General features: G+C 53.9%; 16 protein-coding genes and 1 pseudogene. 14 read left to right on the forward strand and 3 right to left on the reverse strand.

The window, feature by feature from the left end; all coding sequences use genetic code 11:
* The first annotated feature begins 321 nt into the window (after positions 1-321).
* Together GEI7105_RS34025 and GEI7105_RS34030 are read left to right on the forward strand one after the other, a co-directional pair.
* Positions 322-5739 carry a PA14 domain-containing protein gene (locus GEI7105_RS34025; RefSeq protein ID WP_017663385.1) on the forward strand — a complete coding sequence of 1806 codons (5418 nt, stop codon included), beginning with the start codon at positions 322-324 and terminating at the stop codon, positions 5737-5739.
* Positions 5740-6001: 262 nt separating this feature from the next.
* Positions 6002-11485: a PA14 domain-containing protein gene (locus tag GEI7105_RS34030; RefSeq protein ID WP_017663386.1), complete on the forward strand. Its 5484-nt coding sequence runs from the start codon at positions 6002-6004 to the stop codon at positions 11483-11485.
* 50 nt (positions 11486-11535) lie between these two features.
* Here the strand turns inward: GEI7105_RS34030 and GEI7105_RS40840 are convergent.
* Positions 11536-11903: pseudogene (locus GEI7105_RS40840) on the reverse strand (HepT-like ribonuclease domain-containing protein).
* Positions 11904-12391: 488 nt separating this feature from the next.
* Here GEI7105_RS40840 and GEI7105_RS0126480 point away from each other — a divergent pair.
* From GEI7105_RS0126480 to GEI7105_RS38900, 3 genes are all read left to right on the forward strand, one after another.
* Positions 12392-12601: a 2-oxoisovalerate dehydrogenase E1 subunit beta gene (locus GEI7105_RS0126480; protein WP_017663387.1), complete on the forward strand. Its 210-nt coding sequence runs from the start codon at positions 12392-12394 to the stop codon at positions 12599-12601.
* Positions 12598-12840 carry a type II toxin-antitoxin system HicA family toxin gene (locus GEI7105_RS0126485; protein ID WP_017663388.1) on the forward strand — a complete coding sequence of 81 codons (243 nt, stop codon included), beginning with the start codon at positions 12598-12600 and terminating at the stop codon, positions 12838-12840. Before GEI7105_RS0126480 ends, GEI7105_RS0126485 begins: the two co-directional genes overlap by 4 nt.
* A 423-nt stretch (positions 12841-13263) precedes the next feature.
* On the forward strand, positions 13264-13431 hold the full coding sequence (locus tag GEI7105_RS38900; RefSeq protein ID WP_017663389.1) for a hypothetical protein: 168 nt from the start codon (positions 13264-13266) through the stop codon (positions 13429-13431).
* An 87-nt stretch (positions 13432-13518) separates the two neighbouring features.
* Here the strand turns inward: GEI7105_RS38900 and GEI7105_RS0126490 are convergent, their stop codons facing one another.
* A complete protein-coding gene (locus GEI7105_RS0126490; protein WP_017663390.1) occupies positions 13519-13914 on the reverse strand; it encodes a Fur family transcriptional regulator in 396 nt (131 codons plus the stop codon).
* Between the two features lie 213 nt (positions 13915-14127).
* On the opposite strand from GEI7105_RS0126490, the gene purS reads away from it, so the two are divergent.
* The 3 genes from purS to GEI7105_RS0126505 are packed head-to-tail and all read left to right on the forward strand — an operon-like array spanning position 14128 to position 15320.
* A complete protein-coding gene (purS, locus tag GEI7105_RS0126495; RefSeq protein ID WP_017663391.1) occupies positions 14128-14403 on the forward strand; it encodes a phosphoribosylformylglycinamidine synthase subunit PurS in 276 nt (91 codons plus the stop codon).
* Positions 14400-15098, forward strand: coding sequence for a phosphoribosylformylglycinamidine synthase subunit PurQ (gene purQ, locus GEI7105_RS0126500; protein WP_017663392.1), 699 nt, complete (start codon positions 14400-14402; stop codon positions 15096-15098). Before purS ends, purQ begins: the two co-directional genes overlap by 4 nt.
* A 30-nt stretch (positions 15099-15128) precedes the next feature.
* A complete protein-coding gene (locus tag GEI7105_RS0126505; RefSeq protein WP_017663393.1) occupies positions 15129-15320 on the forward strand; it encodes a heavy-metal-associated domain-containing protein in 192 nt (63 codons plus the stop codon).
* A gap of 51 nt (positions 15321-15371) precedes the next feature.
* Here the strand turns inward: GEI7105_RS0126505 and GEI7105_RS34035 are convergent, their stop codons facing one another.
* Complete coding sequence (locus GEI7105_RS34035; RefSeq protein WP_017663394.1) at positions 15372-17021, reverse strand: PAS domain-containing sensor histidine kinase; 1650 nt, start codon at positions 17019-17021, stop codon at positions 15372-15374.
* 294 nt (positions 17022-17315) lie between these two features.
* On the opposite strand from GEI7105_RS34035, the gene GEI7105_RS0126515 reads away from it, so the two are divergent.
* From GEI7105_RS0126515 to GEI7105_RS38905, 6 genes are all read left to right on the forward strand, one after another.
* A complete protein-coding gene (locus GEI7105_RS0126515) occupies positions 17316-18080 on the forward strand; it encodes a WD40 repeat domain-containing protein (protein ID WP_017663395.1) in 765 nt (254 codons plus the stop codon).
* A 36-nt stretch (positions 18081-18116) separates the two neighbouring features.
* Positions 18117-18443, forward strand: coding sequence for a WD40 repeat domain-containing protein (locus GEI7105_RS0126520; protein ID WP_017663396.1), 327 nt, complete (start codon positions 18117-18119; stop codon positions 18441-18443).
* Positions 18444-18634: 191 nt separating this feature from the next.
* Complete coding sequence (locus GEI7105_RS0126525; RefSeq protein WP_017663397.1) at positions 18635-19048, forward strand: hypothetical protein; 414 nt, start codon at positions 18635-18637, stop codon at positions 19046-19048.
* A gap of 225 nt (positions 19049-19273) precedes the next feature.
* Positions 19274-19648 carry a group I truncated hemoglobin gene (locus GEI7105_RS0126530; protein ID WP_017663398.1) on the forward strand — a complete coding sequence of 125 codons (375 nt, stop codon included), beginning with the start codon at positions 19274-19276 and terminating at the stop codon, positions 19646-19648.
* A 94-nt stretch (positions 19649-19742) separates the two neighbouring features.
* Positions 19743-20189 (forward strand): CopD family protein, encoded by a 447-nt coding sequence (locus tag GEI7105_RS0126535; RefSeq protein ID WP_017663399.1) that lies wholly within the window; start codon positions 19743-19745, stop codon positions 20187-20189.
* 121 nt (positions 20190-20310) lie between these two features.
* The gene (locus GEI7105_RS38905; RefSeq protein WP_017663400.1) at positions 20311-20487 is read left to right on the forward strand and encodes a hypothetical protein; all 177 of its coding nucleotides are present in this window, start codon (positions 20311-20313) and stop codon (positions 20485-20487) included.
* Positions 20488-20578: the final 91 nt, after the last annotated feature.

Below are 20578 nucleotides of genomic sequence, written 5' to 3' on the forward strand. Positions count from 1 at the left end.
CCCATCAGTATTCGGAGTCTTCTTGTGAAGTTTTGTATAAGTTCCGTGAAGATACTGAGGAACTCTCGACCGGATCTGTGCTTCAACTCTCCCAGGTTGGCTCGAGCCGTCTAAGCTGAGCCAGCAGCGATCGCCATCGGCCGACCGTTCGATAACCATCACGAGTCTGCCCGATCGAGCGATCGCCGTTTAGGTGCGTCGATCGTCGTCCAAATTTAACCGGGTTCGTCGTCGGGGTGGACAGTTTTCCATCGCGATCGCAGGACAGATAACGTCCGAGAACCCGGTTCGCACGTTCTTATCGTCGAGACAGAACAACACATGAGTAACGGCATCGGTCTCACCGGATACTACTACGACCACGACGGCAAATCCCCTGACTTTGCCAATCTCGTCCTCACCCGCCTCGATCCCACCATCGACTTCAACTGGGATAACGACGCCCCCGCACCCCAGCTAGACGACAATACCTTCGCTGTGCGTTGGCTCGGACAAATCGAACCCCGATACTCCGAAACCTACACCTTCACCACCACCAGCAGCGACGGCGTTCGGTTGTGGGTCGATGGAGAACTCCTCATCGACAACTGGAACGTCCAAGCCCCCGGCGAACATCGAGGGACGATTACTCTCGAAGCCGGAAAGCAATACGACATCCGCCTCGACTACTACGAGTATTTAGGACGCGCGGTGTCGCAGTTGGAATGGTCGAGTGCTTCCCAACCCCGCCAAATCGTCCCCAGCAGTCAGCTATATCCCGATACCGCCAACCGAGGCAGTGCGGGAACTCTGCAACTGACCGCCTCAGAATACAGCACCAACGAAGACGGAACTGCGATCGCCGCCGTGACCGTCAGTCGCACCGGAGGTATCAGCGGCGACGTGGCCGTGACCCTCGACCTCAGCGACGGAACCGCCACCAGTCCCGAGGATTACGACGACACGCCGATTACCGTCACCTTTGCCGACGGCGACACCACCGATAAAATCATCTCCATTCCAATCGTTGACGACGACGCGATCGAAGACGACGAAACCCTCAAACTCACCTTGCGAGATGCCAGCGGCGGCGCGTCGGTAGGCGTGCAGGACAGCGCGATCGTCACCATCGTCGATAACGAAGTCGCTCCCACGCCACTCGGACGGGGTAGCGGATTAACGGGCTACTACTACGACCATCGCGGCTCGACGCCAGACTTTTCTAACCTTGTCTTAACGCGCACCGATCCCACCGTTAACTTTAACTGGGACAACGAAGCGCCCCATCCCCGACTCGACGACGATACCTTTGCCGTGCGCTGGCAAGGACAAATCGAACCTCGCTATTCCGAAAACTATACCTTTCATACCACTACCAGCGACGGGGTGCGGTTGTGGATCGACGGCCAGCTCCTCATCGACGACTGGGACATCCAAGCCCCCACCACCAACCGCGCCACCATTACCCTAGAAGCGGGGAAACAATACGACGTTCGCCTCGACTACTACGAGTATTTAGGACGCGCCGTGTCGCAGTTGGAATGGTCGAGTCCGTCGCAAACCAAGGAAATCGTTCCGACGAGTCAGCTGTATCCCGATCGCCAGCTCCCCCGAGGCCAGTTAGCCTTTAGCGCCCCCGAGTTCAGCCTGCGCGAAGACGGAACCGCCGTTCTCGACGTAACCGTCCGTCGTAGCGGGGGCAGTACCGGAATCGTCGGGGCGACGATCGCCCTCAGCAACGGAACCGCCACCAGTCCCGACGACTACGACAACGCGCCGATTACCGTCACCTTTGCCGACGGCGACACCGCCGACAAAGTGATTTCCATTCCGATTGTTGACGACGATCGCATTGAAGGCGACGAAACCCTCGACCTGACCCTCACCGATCCCACCGGCGGCGCGACGCTGGGTACTCAAGACACCGCCACCGTCAATATTTTCGATAACGATATCGCTCCCAGTACTGGAACCGGTTTGACCGGCTATTACTACGACTACGACGGGCGATCGCCCGACTTTTCTAACCGGGTAGTTTCCCGTCTCGATCCCACCATCGACTTCAACTGGCAGAACGACGCGCCCGATCCGAGGTTAGACGACAATACCTTCGCCGTGCAGTGGTTCGGTCAACTCGAAACCTATAGCGACCCGGGAGCTAATACAGTCGCCAAGAATCGCTCCAGCGAAGAGTACAGCTTTTACACCACCAGCAGCGACGGCGTGCGCCTGTGGGTTGACGGGCAACTCCTCATCGACGACTGGGACATCCAAGCCCCCACCACCAACCGCGCCACCATTACCTTAGAACCGGGGCGTAAATACGACGTTCGCATGGATTACTACGAATACCTCGGACGCGCCGTTTCGCAGTTGGAATGGTCGAGTCCGTCGCGATCGCGGGAAATCGTACCGACAAGCCAACTCTATCCTCTGGCGGCGAATCCCGGCGCGTTGGCATTTCAAGCCCCGACGTTCCGCCTCAACGAAGACGGAACCGCGATCGCTGCTGTCACAGTGGTTCGTACCGGAGGCATCGAAGGAGACATCGCGGCGGCGATCGCCCTCAGCGACGGAACCGCTACCAGTCCCGCCGACTACGACAACACGCCGATTACGGTTAAGTTTGCCGACGGCGACAACCTCCCCAAAACCGTCGAAATTCCCCTCGTGGACGACGATCGCATCGAAGACGAAGAAACGCTCGTCCTGACCTTAACCGACGCCATCGGAGGCGCGACCTTGGGAACCCAAGACACCGCCGTCGTATCGGTCGTCGATAACGATTTCGTCAAAGCCAACGGAACCGGGTTGACGGGACAGTATTTCGACGGACGGAATTTCGATCGCCTCGTCGAAACCCGCACCGACGCAACGGTGAATTTCGACTGGCAAGGGGGCAACCCTGCCAGCGGCTTAGCCGACGACGGCTATTCCGTTCGCTGGACGGGGGAACTCGAACCGCGTTTTAACGAAACCTATCGCTTTCATACCATTTCCGACGACGGCGTGCGCCTGTGGGTCGATGGCGAACTGATTATCGATAAATGGCAGTTACAGGGGCCGACCGAACATACGGGAACTCTCGACCTCGAAGCCGGTCGACGCTACGACATCCAACTCGAATACTTTGAAAACAAAGGAGGCGCAACGGCACAGTTACTGTGGTCGAGTCCCTCCCAAGACCGCGAAATTATCCCCCAAAGCCAGCTTTACCCCTATCCCGATTTGACGGTGGACGACGCCGAAGTTCTCGAAGGAAACGCGGGAACCACGCGGGATTTAGTATTTGCATTGCGGCTGTCTGCCCCCAGCGACGACCCGGTGACGGTGGAGTACGTCACCCGAGACGGAACGGCGGCGGCGGGAGACGATTACCGTGCGACCTCGGGGACAGTGACGTTCGATCCCGGAACGGTCGAACAAACGGTGACGGTGTCTTTGCAGGGAGATGGGGCGATCGAAGACGACGAAACCTTATCTCTGGTTCTTCAGAATCCGAGCGAGGCGATCGTAACTGACGGGGAAGCGATCGGGACGATTCGCAACGACGATTTCGGGACGCCGGGACGGAATTTGCCTCGGGGGACGAAGATTGCGAACGTGCGGGATTACGGAGCGAAAGGGGACGGCATCACCGACGACACGAAGGCTATCCTGGCGGCGATGGCGGACAATCGGGCGGTATATTTTCCCGACGGTACGTATCTCGTCAGCGAGACGTTAACCTGGGGCGACGATCGCCGGTTGTTGATGCAGGGAGAGAGTCGCGACAAAACGATCGTGAAGTTAGCGGACAATCTCGACAGCTTTGGCAATGCGGCCGATCCCAAACCCCTCGTCGATACCTTTTTGGGAGGCAGTACGGGACAAGCGTTCCAGAACTCCATTTTCGATATCACCTTCGATGTGGGGGCGAACAATCCCGGTGCGATCGGGGTCGATTTCCAGAACAACAACCAGGGCGGACTGCGAAACGTGACGGTGCGATCGAGCGACCCGGACTTTGCCGGTCATACGGGGTTAGCCTTGACGACGCCCTGGCCCGGCCCGTCGCTGACGAAAAACGTCACGATCGAAGGGTTCGACGTGGGCGTCAAAACCGACCACAACGAATACAGCAACGTTTTTGAAAACCTCACGCTTTCTAACCAGCGCGTCGTCGGATTTCACAACGAAAACAATATTTCGACCTTTTATAACCTCACCAGCAACAATCGCGTCCCGGCGTTACGCAATATCGATCGCTTTGCGGTGGTAACGATGGTGGACAGTACACTCAACGGGGGAGATGCCGATCGCTCGGCCGTCGAAATGAACGCGGGAAATCTCTACGCCCGCAACATCAACATCTCCGGTTATGCTTCGGCGTTGCAGAATGCCAAGGTCAGGGTTCCTGGGAACGCGATCGACGAATACGTCTCGACCCGCATTCACAGTACCTTTCCCTCGGCGCAAACTTCCCTAAATTTACCCGTCGAACCCATGCCAGACGTGGTGTACGACGAAGTGGAAAACTGGGTCAACGTCGAGGAGTTTGGAGCGATTCCCAGCGATGGCCTCGACGACACGGCGGCGATTCAGGCGGCGTTGGAGACTGGGGCGACGACGGTGTACTTTCCCCAGGGGAACTACAATCTCAGCGACACGCTGGTCGTTGGCGACGGCGTGCAGACGATAACGGGGTTATCCTACCAAACGATTTTTACCATCGACGACCCCCTCAAAAGCCAAGAGAAACCCGTGTTTCGGTTTGAAGGGACGACGACTCCCGTGGCGATCGAACGCTTTTGGGGCAACGCTGGGGGCGGCGATTTCCACTGGTTCGACCACGCCACGACGCAACCGCTGACGGTGCGAAACGTCCTCACCAGTTCCGGGGAAGCCTATCGCAACAGCGTCACTGGGGGGAAAGTCTTTCTCGAAGACGTGACGATGAGCGGTTGGGAATTCGATCGACAGCAGGTTTGGGCCCGCCAACTCAACGTCGAACTCCCGACGACGAATATTATTAACGACGGGTCGGACTTGTGGATTTTGGGGTTGAAAACCGAGAAAGAGGGGAGCGTTCTCGAAAACCGCAACGGCGGCCGTACGGAAATCCTCGGTGGGTTGATTTATCCCTCCGGGGGCGGCGATCGCATTCCCGTCGATCGCCCGGCGTTTATCAACACCGACTCGCAACTGACTGTCGCTGGCGTCGGAGAATCCCGTTACGGCGTCGGGAGTTATGAAATTCTCGTCGAAGAAACCCGCAACGGCGTCACGAAGCAAATTCTCAACAACTTCAGCTTTAGCCAACGGGGGACGGGCATTTTATTTCCCCTTTACGCCGGATCGAACGAAGGCGCAGAAACGCTCGAGGGCGACACTGGCGACAACCGCTTTAACGGCGGGGCGGGATCGGACACCCTCGCCGGAGGTGGGGGCGTCGATACCTTTGCGTATACCGTTCCGCAAGAGGGGGCCGACGTTCTCAAAGACTTCGATCGCGACGATATCCTGTCCGTCTCGGCGGCGGGATTTGGGGGCGGTTTGAAAGCGGGCGTTCCCCTGAGTTCTGGGGCGGCGAAAACGGGTACGTTCGTCAGCGAACCCGATGCCAAACCGATCGGTGCCGACCCGACTTTCCTCTACGATACGAAGACCGGACAGTTGAGTTTCGATCGCGACGGAACGGCGGCCGGGGCGCCGGTAACGCTCGCCATTTTAGAGACGACGCCCGACCTCGAAGCCCGTCAAATTGCAGTGGTGGCGTAAGCGATCGTTTCCACACACTTTTTAAAGATTCCGTAAAGCGATCGCAAATTCACGCAGAGTTTGCGATCGCCATTTTTATAGATTCAGTAAAGATACGGAGACGAGTTCGGAAAAGCTCGATCCCCGACTCCATAATGAGGTTGAGACTCAAAGAATACACTGAATTTACTTACAAAAAACCTTATTTAGTCCTTTGCTCCGCTCTGGCATCCCGTTGGCAGAGTGTTGTAGAGCCTAAACTTCCTTCGCGTCCGACGCTGACGTGTTTTTGGGTGCAGTGGGCTTTGACCCCAACCGACTCGAGGTTTTTACCGAACGAGAACGAGACGACGACCCTGTTTATCCCACCTTAAGAATCATGAGTAACGGCATCGGTCTGACTGGATATTACTACGACCACGACAGCAAATTTCCCGATTTTGCCAACCTCGTCCTGACCCGTATCGATCCCACCGTCAACTTTAACTGGGACAACGGAATGCCCGATCCCAGCGTGGACGACGATACCTTTGCCGTGCGTTGGCAAGGTCAAATCGAAGCCGAACACTCCGAAACCTATACCTTCTATACCACCACCAGCGACGGGGTGCGGTTGTGGGTAGACGGCCAACTCCTCATCGACGATTGGGAAATCCAAGCCCCCACCACCAACAGCGCCACGATTACCCTGGAAGCGGGGCAACAATACGATATCCGCATCGATTACTACGAGTATTTAGGACGGGCGGTGTCTCAACTGGAATGGTCGAGTGCCTCCCAATCCAGAGAAATCGTCCCGACGAGTCAGCTTTATCCCGATTCCGCCAGCAGCAGCGACGCCGGAACTCTAGAACTGACTGCCACCGAGTACAGTTACGACGAAGACGGAAGTGCGATCGCCGCCGTCACCGTCAGCCGAACCGGAGGCAGCAGCGGCGCGATCGACGTCACGCTCGATCTCAGCGATGTCACCGCTGTCAGTCCCGACGACTACAACAACGCGCCGATTACCGTTAGCTTTGCCGACGGCGACGACACCGACCAAGTCGTCTCCATTCCCATCACCGACGACACCCTCATCGAAGGCGACGAAACCTTCGACGTTACCCTCGTCAACCCCACTAACAGCGCGTCTCTCGGCGCTCGAACCAGCGCCACCGTCACCATTGCCGACAACGATTCCTCCTCGACTCCCTCCGGTTCCCCTGGAAGCGGAACTGGCTTAACTGGCTACTACTACGACCACGACAGCAAATTTCCCGACTTTGCCAACTTGGTGCTGACCCGCACCGACGCCACAGTTAACTTTAACTGGGACGGTGGCGCTCCCGATCCCAGCGTGGACGACGACACCTTTGCCGTGCGCTGGCAAGGTCAAATCGAAGCCGAACACTCTGAAACCTATACTTTCTATACCACTACCAGCGACGGGGTGCGGTTGTGGGTAGACGGCCAACTCCTCATCGACGATTGGGAAATCCAAGCCCCCACCACCAACAGCGCCACGATTACCCTGGAAGCGGGGCAACAATACGATATTCGCATCGATTACTACGAGTATTTAGGACGGGCGGTGTCTCAACTGGAATGGTCGAGTGCCTCTCAATCCCGAGAAATCGTCCCGACGAGTCAGCTGTATCCCGACCCCAACCTACCGCGTGGGAGTCTGGCCTTTACCGCCCCCGAATTCAGCATTCGCGAAGACGGAACGCCCGTCCTCGACGTGACTGTGAGTCGCAGCGGAGGCAGTACTGGGGCAGTCAGTGCCACCATCGAACTCAGCGACGGAACCGCCATCAGTCCCGACGACTACGATAGCAGTCCTATTACCGTCAGTTTTGACGACGGCGACGACACTGATAAAGTCGTTTCGATTCCCGTCGTAGACGACGACCTCGTCGAAGGCGAAGAAACTTTCGATCTGACCCTGACCTCTCCTGTTGGGGGAGCGACCCTCGGCGTTCAAAACACCGCCAGCGTCAACATTGTCGATAACGACGCCAGTGTGGGAACCGGAACCGGGCTGACGGGATATTACTACGACCACGACAGTCAGTTTCCCGATTTTGCCAACTTGGTGCTGACCCGTACCGACCCCACCATCGATTTCAACTGGGACAACGGAATGCCCGACCCCAGCGTCGACGACGATACCTTTGCCGTGCGCTGGCAGGGGCAAATCGAACCGCTGTACGCCGAAGAGTACACCTTCTATACCACCACCAGCGACGGGGTGCGGTTGTGGGTAGACGGCCAACTCCTCATCGACGATTGGGAAATTCAAGCTCCTACGACCAACAGCGCCACGATCGCGCTTAACGCGGGGCAACAATACGATATTCGCGTCGATTACTACGAGTATTTAGGACGGGCGGTGTCTCAACTGGAATGGTCGAGTGCCTCTCAAAATCGGGAAATCGTCCCGACGAGTCAACTGTATCCCCTCGATACGAACCCCGGAACTCTCGAATTCAGCGATTTGACCTTCAGCGTGCGAGAGGACGGAACGGCGATCGCAGCGGTACAAGTAGCCCGCAAAGGCGGTATCGACGGCGAAGTCGGGGCGACGCTGAGCCTCAGCGACGTGACGGCGACGAGTCCCGATGATTACGACAACACGCCCATTACCGTTAACTTTGCCGATGGGGATAACACGACGCAAACCATCGCGATTCCCCTCGTCGACGACGACGCGATCGAAGGAGACGAAACCCTCAACCTGTCCCTAGACAGTCCCACAGGAGGGGCGGCGATCGGGTCGCAAGATAGCGCTGTGTTAACGATCGTCGATAACGATTTCGTCAACGCCAGCGGTACGGGATTGACCGGTCAGTATTTCAACGGGACGAACTTTAATACTCTCGTGAGAACGCGTACCGACGCGACGGTGAACTTTAGCTGGGGTGGAGGTGCTGCCGCTGGCGGACTCGGTACGGATTTCTACTCCGTGCGCTGGACGGGGGACATCGAACCCCGTTTTACCGAAACCTACACCTTCCACACGATTACAGACGACGGCGTGCGGCTGTGGGTAAACGACGAACTGATTATCGATCGCTGGCAACTTCAAGGGGCGACCGAACACACGGGAACCATCGCCCTCGAAGCCGGACAGCACTACAACATCAAACTCGAATATTTTGAAAATCAAGGGGGTGCGACGGCGCAGTTGCTGTGGTCGAGTTCTTCGCAAGCGCGTCAGGTGATTCCTCAAAGTCAGTTGTATCCGAACCCGACGGTCACGGTTCGGGACGTGCTGGTAACAGAAGGAGACGCGGGAACGTCGAATCTCGTCTTTACGGTGACGCTCTCGGACTCCAGCGACGAAACGGTGACGGTCGATTACGCCACCAGCGACGAAACGGCGACGGCGGGAGTCGATTACACGGCGGTTTCGGGAACGCTGACCTTCGCCCCCGGAACGGTCGAACAGACGGTGACCGTTCCGATACAGGGTGACGGAGACATCGAGGACGATGAAACCTTTTCGCTCGCTCTCAGCAACGCGACGGAGGCGGCGATCGTCGATAACGCGGCGATCGGTACGATTCTCAACGACGATTTCGCGACGCCGGGATTCAATTTGCCCAGCGGGGCGAATATCGCCAACGTCAAGGATTACGGCGCGACGGGAAACGGCGTCACCGACGACACGGCGGCGATTCTGGCAGCGATGGCCGCCAACCGCACGGTTTATTTTCCCGACGGTACGTATCTCATCAGCGAGACGTTAACCTGGGGCGACGATCGCCGCTTGTCGATTTTGGGCGAAAGTCAGGAAAATACGATTATTAAAGCCGAAAGTGGTGTCGAAGTGTTCGGCAACACGAACAGTCCGCAGCCCCTGATCGATATGTTTAACGGCACGGGTAGCACGGGTCAGGCGTTCCAAAATTCGATTTACGATATCACGATCGACGTGGGATCGAACAACCCCGGTGCGATCGGTGTGGCGTTCCAAAACAATAACCAAGGGGGTCTGCGAAACGTCACTATTCGATCGAGCGATTCCAACTTCCAAGGCAGTACGGGATTGGCGCTAACGACTCCCTGGCCCGGCCCTGCACTGATTCAAAACGTCAATATCGAAGGGTTCGACGTGGGGATCGAAACCGACCACAACGAATACAGCAATGTTTTTGAAAACGTTTCGCTGTCGAACCAACGGGTTGTCGGCGTCCTCAACGAAGGGAACATCTCCACCTTCTACAACCTCACCAGCAACAACAGCGTCCCGGCGATTCGCAACACCGAACAACGGGGTATCGTCACGGTTCTCGACAGTACGTTTAGCGGCGGGTCTTCGGGGAATTCTGCGATCGAAATGGACGCCGGAACCCTCTACGCTCGCAATGTCGCCACGTCCGGTTACGCGTCGGCGTTAGACAACAACGGCGTCGTCGTCCCCGGAAACAGCATCGATGAATATGTTTCTCAAGCGATTCACAGTACGTTTCCCTCGGCGCAAACCTCGTTAAACTTACCGGTTGAAAACGCCCCCGAGGTGATTTACGGCGATGTGGCGAACTGGGTCAGTCCGACGGACTTCGGGGCGGTTCCCAACGACGGTCTCGACGATACGGTGGCGATTCAAGCGGCGTTGGACAGTGGGGCGGCGACGGTTTACTTCCCCAAAGGAAATTACGATATTAACGATACGTTGACGGTCGGCGACGGAGTGCAAACCATCACGGGTTTGTCCTATCAAACGATTTTTTCGATCGGCGATCCCCTTAAAAGTCAAAATCAGCCGGTGTTCCGGTTTGAGGGGACGACGAACCCGGTGGCGATCGAGCGGTTTTGGGGCAGCAGCGGCGGCGGTAGCTTCTACTGGTTCGACCAGGCGACGACGCAACCGCTGACGGTACGGAACGTTCTGACCAGTTCGGGAACGGCGTATCGCAACAGCGTCACGGGCGGTAAGGTTTTTATTGAAGACGTGACCATCGGCGGTTGGGAGTTTAACCAGCAGCAGGTTTGGGCCCGCCAACTCAACCCGGAAGTGGCTACGACGAACATCGTTAACAATGGCTCGGATTTGTGGATTTTGGGGTTGAAAACCGAGAAAGAAGGGGTCGTCGTGGAAAATATCAACGGCGGTCGCACGGAAGTCCTGGGGGGCTTGATTTATCCGGCGGGAGGCGGCGATCGCATTCCGGTCGATCGCCCGGCCTTTATCAATACGGACTCGCAACTGACGATCGCGGGCGTTGGAGAATCGCGTTACAGCGTCGGAAGTTACGAGATTCTCGTCGAAGACACGCAAAACGGCGTGACGGAACAAATCCTCAATACCACCGCGTTCACGCAACGGGGAAACGGCTTCTTAGTTCCCCTCTACGCCGGGTCGAACGAGGGGGCGCAAACCCTCGACGGCGACGCCAGCGACAACCTCTTAAACGGCGGTGCGGGGTCGGATACGATAACCGGCGGCGGCGGTGCGGATACTGTCGCCTACAACGCCCCCAGCGAGGGAACCGACGTGCTGACAGATTTCGGTAGCGACGATGCGATCGAGGTTTCGGCGGCGGGATTCGGCGGGGGTTTACAAGCGGGGGTCGCTCTCAGTTCCACGGCTTCGGACACGGGAGTCTTCGTCAGCAGTGCCGATGCGACGCCTCTCAGCAGCGATCCCACGTTCCTCTACGATACGGCTACGGGACACTTGAGTTTCGACATCGATGGAACGGCCGCCGGTGCCCCCGTACTCCTGGCAATTTTGGAAGGAACGCCGTCTCTGACTGCGAGTCAAATTGCTGTGGTTTAACAGGTTCAACCGGAAAGATAAGGAGCCAACCCATCTTGTCCTGGTGGATACTACCGCTCGAGAATCGATCTCACCTCTGCATCGAGTTCGGAAATTTTGTTCGCCACAACATCCCAAACCAGATCGTAATCGACACCAAAGTAATTGTGAATGAGGCGATCGCCCGCCATTCGATGGCATTATATTTTTGTCGCAGCGAATCCGGCAGTTGTTTGACAGCTTCGTCGATTATTTCGAGGCTCCGAACGTAAGCCCGTTTGAGCGTTTCATTCTGTAGAAAAACTGCCTTATCTAAACCGACGGAATGGGTGATAATATAATTGGTTTCTTGGAGAATATTTTGCAAATACTCACGAGCCGAAGGAGACATATTCAACCTCATCGAGAATGCGGGGGGCGATGTAAGGACTGGGTGCATCTCAAAAATGTAAATTCATCGAATTGGGCGCACTCAATTTCCAGATCCCCGGCATCTTGGAGATGCCGGGGATCTTATACCGGAAGTGCTAATCGGGAATTTTGCCACCCCAAACTGATGTTTTTGCACTCATTGAGATGCACCCTGGGCTTTCGTTTGTACGGGCATTATTTTCCTTGAATTTCCAGGTGTTGTTGCATCTATTATAGTAGGTTCATAACATAACAATATATAGCAGTACCAAATGAATCCTCAAAAATTAAAACACCAGAAAAAATCAGATATCCAGTTCCCCGTTCCCCGTTCCCCGTTCCCTTTTTGTCCCGATTCTGTTACACAACTGATTTAGGGTTGCCATAGTACATCTAGCCCCCAAACCCCCAATACTGGGGGCTTCGATCGGATGTAATTTTGGCTCGTCATGTCATGTTGCTATAGTTGCTATAAAATATAAATGTAGCGTTGCGAGATGCCGAAGAGAAAATTCCATGATAGAAATTATTTTTTTAGTTGAGGACGACCCGGAAGGAGGCTATGTCGCCAAGGCAATGGGTGAATCTATCTTTACTCAAGCTGATAGCATTGAGGAATTGCGAGAAATGGTAAAAGATGCCGTCCGTTGCCATTATGATGATGAAGCGACTCGTCCAAAAATCATCCGTTTACATATCGTGCATGATGAGGTGATTGCTTCGTGAAGCTGCCGAGAAGCTTGTCCGGTGATGAACTCGCCAAATTCCTTCAAAAGTTGGGGTATACAGTCGATCGCCAAACGGGAAGTCATATCAGAATGACAACTCAAGAGAAGAGAGAGCATCATGTGACGATTCCCAGCCACAAACCGATTAAAATCGGTACACTGACTGCAATCTTAAGGGATATCGAAAACCACTTTAGCATGACTCGTGATGAACTTCTAAATCGACTTTTTTCTTGACATGAGCAAGGCTTATGTTTTTGTGGAACTGAGGCGCTTGGTAGGCGATCGCACTCATTTTGCTTGTGAGTATTGAATGATATTCGGGAATTAAAGCTATTATGAAAATTATCAGCCTGGAACAATTGGTGGGTGGTATTATACAGTAATGATGAAAAGAGCTGATAGTGGTTTGCATTGGGTGCATCTCAATGAGTGCAAAAACATCAGTTTGGGGTGGCAAAATTCCCGATTAGCACTTCCGGTATAAGATCCCCGGCATCTTGGAGATGCCGGGGATCTGGAAATTGAGTGCGCCCAATTCGATGAATTTACATTTTTGAGATGCACCCGTTTGCATTGGCGCCTCGGGTGCATCTCAGTTTTGCAAAAACATGAGAATTGGAGGCTGAAATCCTTATTTTCTCGTATAAATTTACATTTTTGAGATGCACCCTGGCGCCTCTCAGCAGCGATCCCACGTTCCTCTACGATACGGCTACGGGACACTTGAGTTTCAACATCGATGGAACGGCCGCCGGTGCCCCCGTACTCCTGGCAATTTTGGAAGGAACGCCGTCTCTGACTGCGCGTCAAATTGCTGTAGTTTAACAGGTTTAACAGGAAAGATAAGGACACTGGTGACTGTAAAAGGGGAGAGGGGGGGAAACTATCAACTGTTCCCCGTTCCCCGTTCCTTCAAACAGATTTTTCCGCTTGCAGACAGCTTTCGCAGAGTCCGAAAAACTCGAGGGTATGGTAAAAGATCTTGAATCGGTGTTGGGCGTGAAGGCGTTCTTCGAGATCGCGCACGGGACATTCACCGAGAGGGATCGATTCGCCGCATTGCAAACACGTCAGATGGTGTTTGTCCTGGTGGGGAGGACAGTACAGCGATTCTCCGCTGGCGAGGGTTCGGACTTGTACTAAACCTTCGAGTTTGAGGGCTTCGAGCGCTCGGTACACGGTGGCTAAGCCTACACTCTGGTTGCGCTTGCGGAGTTCGACGTAGATGTCTTGAGCCGAGAGCGATCGCTTTTGGCTATTGAGAAGATCGAGAATTTTTTCTTGGGAGCGGGTACGCCGGATTTTCATTAGTCAATTTTGGATTGCTTCGATCGCGAAGCGGAACGGAGTTCCCTCGCAATGCGTGACTCGGAGTTCGATCGCTGTCGCCGAACCTGCTTCTGGGGTAACAGCTTTGTTTAGAGTGCTTTCGGAGTGAGTTCGATCCGATGTAACTTAAGATGTAACTTAAATGTAAGTGTAAGCGGTAGCACCTCTGCTAATCTTTTTCCAGGCATTGCTGTGAGTCAACGTTATCAAGCTCAAATCTATGTTACCCTCAGACCCTCTGTCCTCGATCCGGCAGGGACGGCGGTTCGCTCGGGACTGCAACAACTCGGCGTTGAGGGAGTCGGTGACGTTCGCATTGGAAAGTACGTCGAACTGACCTTAGACGCCGACGACGACGCCGACGCCAGACAGAAGGTCGATTTGATGTGCGATCGCCTTTTAGCCAATCCCACGATCGAAAACTATCGTTTCGAGGTCAGTGCGATGGCTGAGGAGGTTCGCGCATGAAGGTTGGCGTTCTCGTCTTCCCCGGCTCGAACTGCGATCGCGATGTAGTCTACGTTACGCAAGAGATTCTCGGACAGCCGACTCGTAAAATTTGGCACCGCGACACGGATCTCGGCGATGTGGACGTGGTGGTGATTCCCGGTGGCTTCAGTTACGGGGACTATCTCCGCTGTGGTGCGATCGCTCGCTTTTCCCCCATTATGCCTTCGGTGGTCGAACACGCCCGTCAGGGAAAATACGTCCTCGGGATTTGCAACGGCTTCCAAATTCTTACGGAGGTGGGATTGCTTCCCGGTGCGTTGGTTCGCAATCGCAACCTTCACTTTATTTGCGATCGCCTCCCGCTAAAAGTCGAACGTACCGATCTTTTCTGGACACAACATTACCGGAGCGATCGCCCTATCGTCCTTCCCGTCGCCCACGGTGAAGGCCGCTATCACGCCGACGCCGAAACTCTGGCGCAACTCGAGGATAACGGACAAGTTCTGTTTCGTTACTGCTCTGCGACGGGAGAGGTGACGGACGAGGCCAATCCAAACGGCTCGTTAAATAATATTGCAGGAATTTGCAATAATGCACAAAATGTGATAGGCATGATGCCACACCCAGAACGTGCCTCCGATGCGATCGTTGGCGGAACGGACGGATTGGCTCTGTTTAAAGGGATTCTCGAGTCCGTCGCCGTTGCTCGATAATATCGATACGTATAGATACAAGGTCAACCCATGCTAAAACTCAAGGTTCCTGACATGGCGTGTTCGGCTTGTGCGGACACCATTACGAAAGCCGTTCGCCAACTCGACGACTCCGCCAAAGTCGAAGCGGATTTAGACCAGAAAACTGTGGCGATCGAAACCCAACAATCTGAAGACGCCGTCAAAGCAGCGATTACTGAAGCGGGATATTCGATCGCGTGATGGGGTGATGGGATGAGGGGAAGAAACCTGTTCCCCGTTCCCCGTTCCCTCTCAATTATCAATTTGATTGATTGGAATGACGATCTCAAACTCTGTCCCTTCTCCTTCAACAGAACGACAGGTTAGGGTTCCGCCGTGTTTGTCCGTGATGATTTGATAGCTGATCGACAGTCCCAAACCCGTTCCTTTTCCGATCGGTTTCGTGGTGAAGAACGGCTCGAACAAGCGATCGCGAATTGTTTCTTCAATCCCCAGACCGTTATCGATAATGCGGATGCTAACTGCATTATCACCATGTTTGGCAGTACAGATACGAATCGAACTCGGATGAGCTTCGACCTCTTGATACGTGCGATCGCGATCGCGTTCTTCGAGAGCATCGACCGCATTACTAATAATATTCATAAATACCTGATTCAACTGTCCCACGAAACACTCGATTTTAGGAAGATCGCTGTACTCTTTCACGATCGCGATCGCGGGACGGTCGGGTTTGGCCTTGATGCGGTTTTGTAAAATCGTCAGCGTACTATCGATACCTTCGTGTAAATCCACCAGCGTCATTTCCGCTTCGTCCATGCGAGAGAAGTTTCGCAGAGACGCCACGATGTCCTTAATCCGATTCGCCCCCACCATCATCGACGACAACAACTGCGGTAAGTCGTCTACCAAAAACTCTAAATCGATGGCGTCGGCTTCGTCCTGAATTTCAGGACTCGGGTTACTGTAGCAATCTTGATACAACTGCAACAACCCAAGAATATCTTCGGTATACTCTTTGGCGTGAACCAGATTTCCATAAATAAAATTAACCGGATTGTTGATTTCGTGAGCGACTCCGGCGATGAGTTGTCCCAAACTCGACATTTTTTCAGTTTGCATCAGCTGCATCTGAGTTTGGCGCAACTCTTGTAGCGTTTGAGACAGATGGTTCGCTTTTTTACGCAGTTGAGCTTCGCTTTCCCGCAAGGCGATTTCAGTGTGTTTGCGTCGCGTGATATCCCGAGCCACTGCGTAGATCAGTTGCTGTTCGACCAGAGAAATCGCAGTCCACTGCAACCAGCGATAAGAACCGTCTCGACAGCAATAGCGATTTTCAAAGGTTTCGTGGACGCCCCCTTCAGCGAGGGTTCGAGCCGCTTCGAGGGTGCGTTCGAGATCGTCGGGATGTACCAGTTCGACGAACGGCCGCGACTTCAAGTCTTCGAGACTATATCCGAGAACGAGTTCCCAAGCGGGGTTGAGCCTTTTTAAATAGCCATCGAGACCTGCGATGCAGTGTAGGTCTGGAGAGAGTTTAAACACGTTACCCCAGCCGAAATCCGCTTGTTCGGCTTCGGAGAGCATCTCTGTTGTCCAGATTACCCCACAGAGGTTATCCGTTTCGTCTCGCCACGGGGCTAGCTTTCCCTGCATCCATGTGGCGGTTCCGTCGGGAAGCGTCAGCAGGTGAGGTTCGCAGGAACTGGTGTAGCCTTGTAGCGTGCGCCGATAGGCATCTTGCCACTGTTTGGGCGTGTGGGAAACGAGGTCTTTATAGCTTAAACCCGCGAGATCGCGATCGCCGAGGCCGAAGTCTTTACGCCATGAGTTGCTACAGGCGACGAGTCGCGTCTGGAGGTCGAACAGCGCGATCGCCACGGGAGACTGTTCGATCGCGAGGCGAAGTCGATCTGAGTTGAGAGCGTTTGAGTTCTCCACGCCGTCGCGCTAACCTCCAAGTTCTGCTAAATCTCGATCCTCCACGTTAGTTAGGGGTTACGAGAGGATTGCCTTTTTGATAGTAGCAAATCTCACGTCGGTTTTTGACGGTGGAGTGAAAGCCAACCCGCTTTGAAAGCGGTTTTGCGGGTTCGGCTTCCATCGAAGTCGATGGAAAACCTGAATTTTGACGGTCTATGTTGGGGGCGATCGAGAAAGTGACCGTTTTTTCTCTCGATTTCGGGGATCTCCTGGCTACGGTGAAGCTAACGCGTTTTGGAGAGTTTGAGGTTGATGGACAAAACGATTCGAGGTCAGTGGCTGTTCGGTGCGATCGCCGCGATCGTTCCTTGGGGTGTGGGGATGGTGGGGGTTTCCGTCGTTTCTGGCGCGATGTCCCCCAACCTTCCTTCTCGAAATATCGTACAGACGTTGTCGTTTCGCCCTTTATTTGAGTTTGACGCCAACAGTTCGGTGTGGGATGTCTGTTTCAGTCCCGACGGACGAACCCTCGCCACCGCTGCGGCTTACTCTCTCGAGTTGTGGGGACGCGATGGAACGCGTCTCGATTCGGTGTCTCACAGTCTTCCGGTACGCGTCGTCGAATACAGTCGAGACAGTTCGAGAATTGCAGCGGCGTTAACGACGCCAGACGAGGCGTTCGAGATCGACGACGTTCACAAAACAGTCGAACTGTATCGGGTCGCGGGCGATCGCCTGCAATCCCAGCATACGCTCGTTCACGGCTCTTGGGTCGAAAAGCTGGGTTTCAGCGACGACGGCGCACTTTTGGCGACACTCGGACGCGATCGCACCTTGAAACTGTGGAACGATCGCGGGGTCGATGTCAGAACCCTATCCGCGACGGATTTCGCCTTTGGTGAGGAGATTTTGGTGACGGGAGACGAGGCGGGAACGGTGACGGTGTGGCGAGTTGAAAACGGCGACGCGCGATCGCTAATCTCTTTTGACAACGGTGCGCCGATCTCGAGTCTCGCCTTAAGTCCCGATGGGTTGGCGATCGCCACGGGAGACGAGGCGGGAACGGTGCGGTTGTGAACGTGGAAAGGCGGCGTTTCTGGCGTCTTCGAGGCGATGGGTTCTCGCCTGCGCGATCTCCGGTTCAGTCCGAACGGGGCGTTTTTGGTTTCCGTGAGTGAAGAGGGTTGGGTACGACGCTGGATGTTGTCTGGAGAAGCGACCTTGACACAACGAGGAACGATGGCACGATGGAGTGCGGACGGACGGTTTCTAGCAATTTCAGGGGGAGGATACGATGCGGTGACGCTGTGGAACCGTCGCGGTGAATTTGTCACCTCGATCGATCCGTCCGATTACAATTACAGTGGCGTCCGGTTCAGTCCTCATAGTGCGCTAATGAGCGTGTCGTCTGGGGATAACGTAACGGTGTGGGAATTTTAGGAGTCGGCTCGAGAGTTGCAGGCGATCGATTCGTTCAATTTGAAGCAATCAGATTGTTGAACTCTATCCCAACGAACCAATCGCCTGCTATTTTTATGTTGCTTAAATTTTAAAGATAAACGAATTTCTAAACTCAAAAAAATTAATAAACTTGAACCGTTCTAGCTTTGAAATTCTAAAAACTCAGATCGATGTTAGTTCGACTGCTCGAAGTAATTTGGTATTATCGAAGAGGATGGCAAACCATTAAATATCCTCATCCAGATTGGTTTACCATTGAGTTTTGGATCGATCGCATGGATAGAGATAAAATTCCCATTTTAGACCTGCACATCGGCGAACATATTCCAGGTGACGAGCCAGAGCTTGCTTTAAATATTTTAGGAGGTCGTGACGAATATGCTCTCATGATTTACGATCGCGGCAATATTTTATACTATTATGACAGTTCGAGAGGGGATTCGGCTATTGAAATTTGGGAAAGCGATCGAGGATCGTATCAAAGCACTAAAAGTCTTTGCAACGATCGCAATTTGCTTTTACTCATTACTCGGTATTTTGCAGAAACTGGAAAGGCGTTCCCAGGAGTGGAATGGAGAGATTAGTCGCTCGGCTAAAGTTGTCAATCGCATACCATTTTTTTGCTTACTTGTCAATCCTTCAAGTGCCTAACGTTGAAATGGCGATCGCCTCAATGCACACCTCGCACAATCCAACAAAATTTATCTTTTTCGCTCAGTTTTGACCTAAGTCAAAGCCAGCCTATCGTCTGTCAGGATAGCCTGAACCCGTGCCAAATCGGGCAACGTAAAGCTTGAAATTGAAAAACCATGACGACTGTATTTGAACAACTCGGCGGCTCAGAAGCCATTGACGTAGCAGTAAATCGATTTTACGATCGCGTGTTGAAAGACGAGCGAGTTGCATCGTTCTTTACCGATGTAGACATGGTTCGACAACGGGCGCATCAAAAAGCCTTTCTCACCTATGCTTTAGGGGGAACCGATCGCTATGACGGTCGGTATATGCGAGAAGCACACAAAGAACTCGTGGAAAAACAAGGCTTGAACGAGTCGCATTTCGACGCGATCGCCGAAAATTTGATGACAACTCTTAAAGAAATGGGAGTGTCTGATGAAATGTTAGAAGATGTCGCTCGTATCGTCGCAGCCCCCCAACATAAAAAAGAGGTATTAAATCAGTAGAAATCCCATCAGCTTACGGGTAACGTTCCTCGATCGCGCGATCGGGGAACGTCATAAATTAAGAAATCTAGAAAACCCGAACCAGTGCGATTTAATGCTCTTTAAAATTTTGGTGATTTTACACACGCTGGGGGCGACAGTTTGGACGGGAGGACATCTGATTCTGGCTGTTACCGTCCTTCCTGAAGCCCTCAAACAACGCGATCCCGACATCGTTCGCCAGTTTGAAGACCGCTTTGAAGAGTTCGGGCTGGCTGCATTGCTGTTGCAGGTGGTGACGGGATTGTGGCTGACCTGGATTTACTTTCCCGGTTTTCAACAGTTTTGGGCGTTCGACTCGTTTTTGTCGGTTTATATCGGCATTAAGCTCGGTTTACTTTTAGGAACCTTGGCTTTGGCAATTCACGCTCGCTTTTTCATCGTTCCAAACTTAACGAAGGAGACGCTGAATTCCTTGGCGTATCATATCGTCGGCGTGACGACTTTCGCGGTGTTATTTGTGGTGTTGGGGGCGGGAATTCGTCTCGGTGGATTAAGTTAGTTATTCGCCGAGGCTGTTGTAGAGGGTGCATCCCAGTTATGCAATAAGCAAAAATGCTTACCCTTAAAGAGCAGCATAAGAGCTAAGCTTTGGGCAGTTCATAACGAAACCGGTCAGACCCATGGATGCATCTAAGCAAGCCCGCCTCAAAGAACTCACTCAGGAGTTAGCCGAATTGCTCTACGAAGAGACGGCTCCAGAAGCCGTCAAGAGCTTGGAAGGGATAGAGAAAGCAGTGCGTGGGCATTGGCTAGAGCATATCGGGCCAGAAATCGGTCTTTTTTATCCGCACAAGTAGCGGCACAACGCGGGGACGACAGCGGGCAGTCGCCAGCATCGTCGGACGGCTAAGCATCAGCGAGCAGCAAGGTCAGCGCTTAGGGCTCAAA

The sequence above is a fragment of the Baaleninema simplex PCC 7105 genome (genome assembly GCF_000332355.1).
Lineage (GTDB): Bacteria > Cyanobacteriota > Cyanobacteriia > Cyanobacteriales > Geitlerinemataceae > Baaleninema > Baaleninema simplex.

Excerpts from the sequence above, each read along its gene's own strand:
- GEI7105_RS34025 (WP_017663385.1), top strand. The coding sequence starts at position 322 with ATGAGTAACGGCATCGGTCTCACCGGATACTACTACGACCACGACGGC.
- GEI7105_RS0126480 (WP_017663387.1), top strand. The coding sequence starts at position 12,392 with ATGATAGAAATTATTTTTTTAGTTGAGGACGACCCGGAAGGAGGCTAT.
- GEI7105_RS0126490 (WP_017663390.1), bottom strand. The coding sequence starts at position 13,914 with ATGAAAATCCGGCGTACCCGCTCCCAAGAAAAAATTCTCGATCTTCTC.
- purQ (WP_017663392.1), top strand. The coding sequence starts at position 14,400 with ATGAAGGTTGGCGTTCTCGTCTTCCCCGGCTCGAACTGCGATCGCGAT.
- GEI7105_RS0126505 (WP_017663393.1), top strand. The coding sequence starts at position 15,129 with ATGCTAAAACTCAAGGTTCCTGACATGGCGTGTTCGGCTTGTGCGGAC.
- GEI7105_RS0126515 (WP_017663395.1), top strand. The coding sequence starts at position 17,316 with ATGGACAAAACGATTCGAGGTCAGTGGCTGTTCGGTGCGATCGCCGCG.
- GEI7105_RS0126520 (WP_017663396.1), top strand. The coding sequence starts at position 18,117 with ATGGGTTCTCGCCTGCGCGATCTCCGGTTCAGTCCGAACGGGGCGTTT.
- GEI7105_RS0126525 (WP_017663397.1), top strand. The coding sequence starts at position 18,635 with ATGTTAGTTCGACTGCTCGAAGTAATTTGGTATTATCGAAGAGGATGG.
- GEI7105_RS0126530 (WP_017663398.1), top strand. The coding sequence starts at position 19,274 with ATGACGACTGTATTTGAACAACTCGGCGGCTCAGAAGCCATTGACGTA.
- GEI7105_RS0126535 (WP_017663399.1), top strand. The coding sequence starts at position 19,743 with ATGCTCTTTAAAATTTTGGTGATTTTACACACGCTGGGGGCGACAGTT.
- GEI7105_RS38905 (WP_017663400.1), top strand. The coding sequence starts at position 20,311 with ATGGATGCATCTAAGCAAGCCCGCCTCAAAGAACTCACTCAGGAGTTA.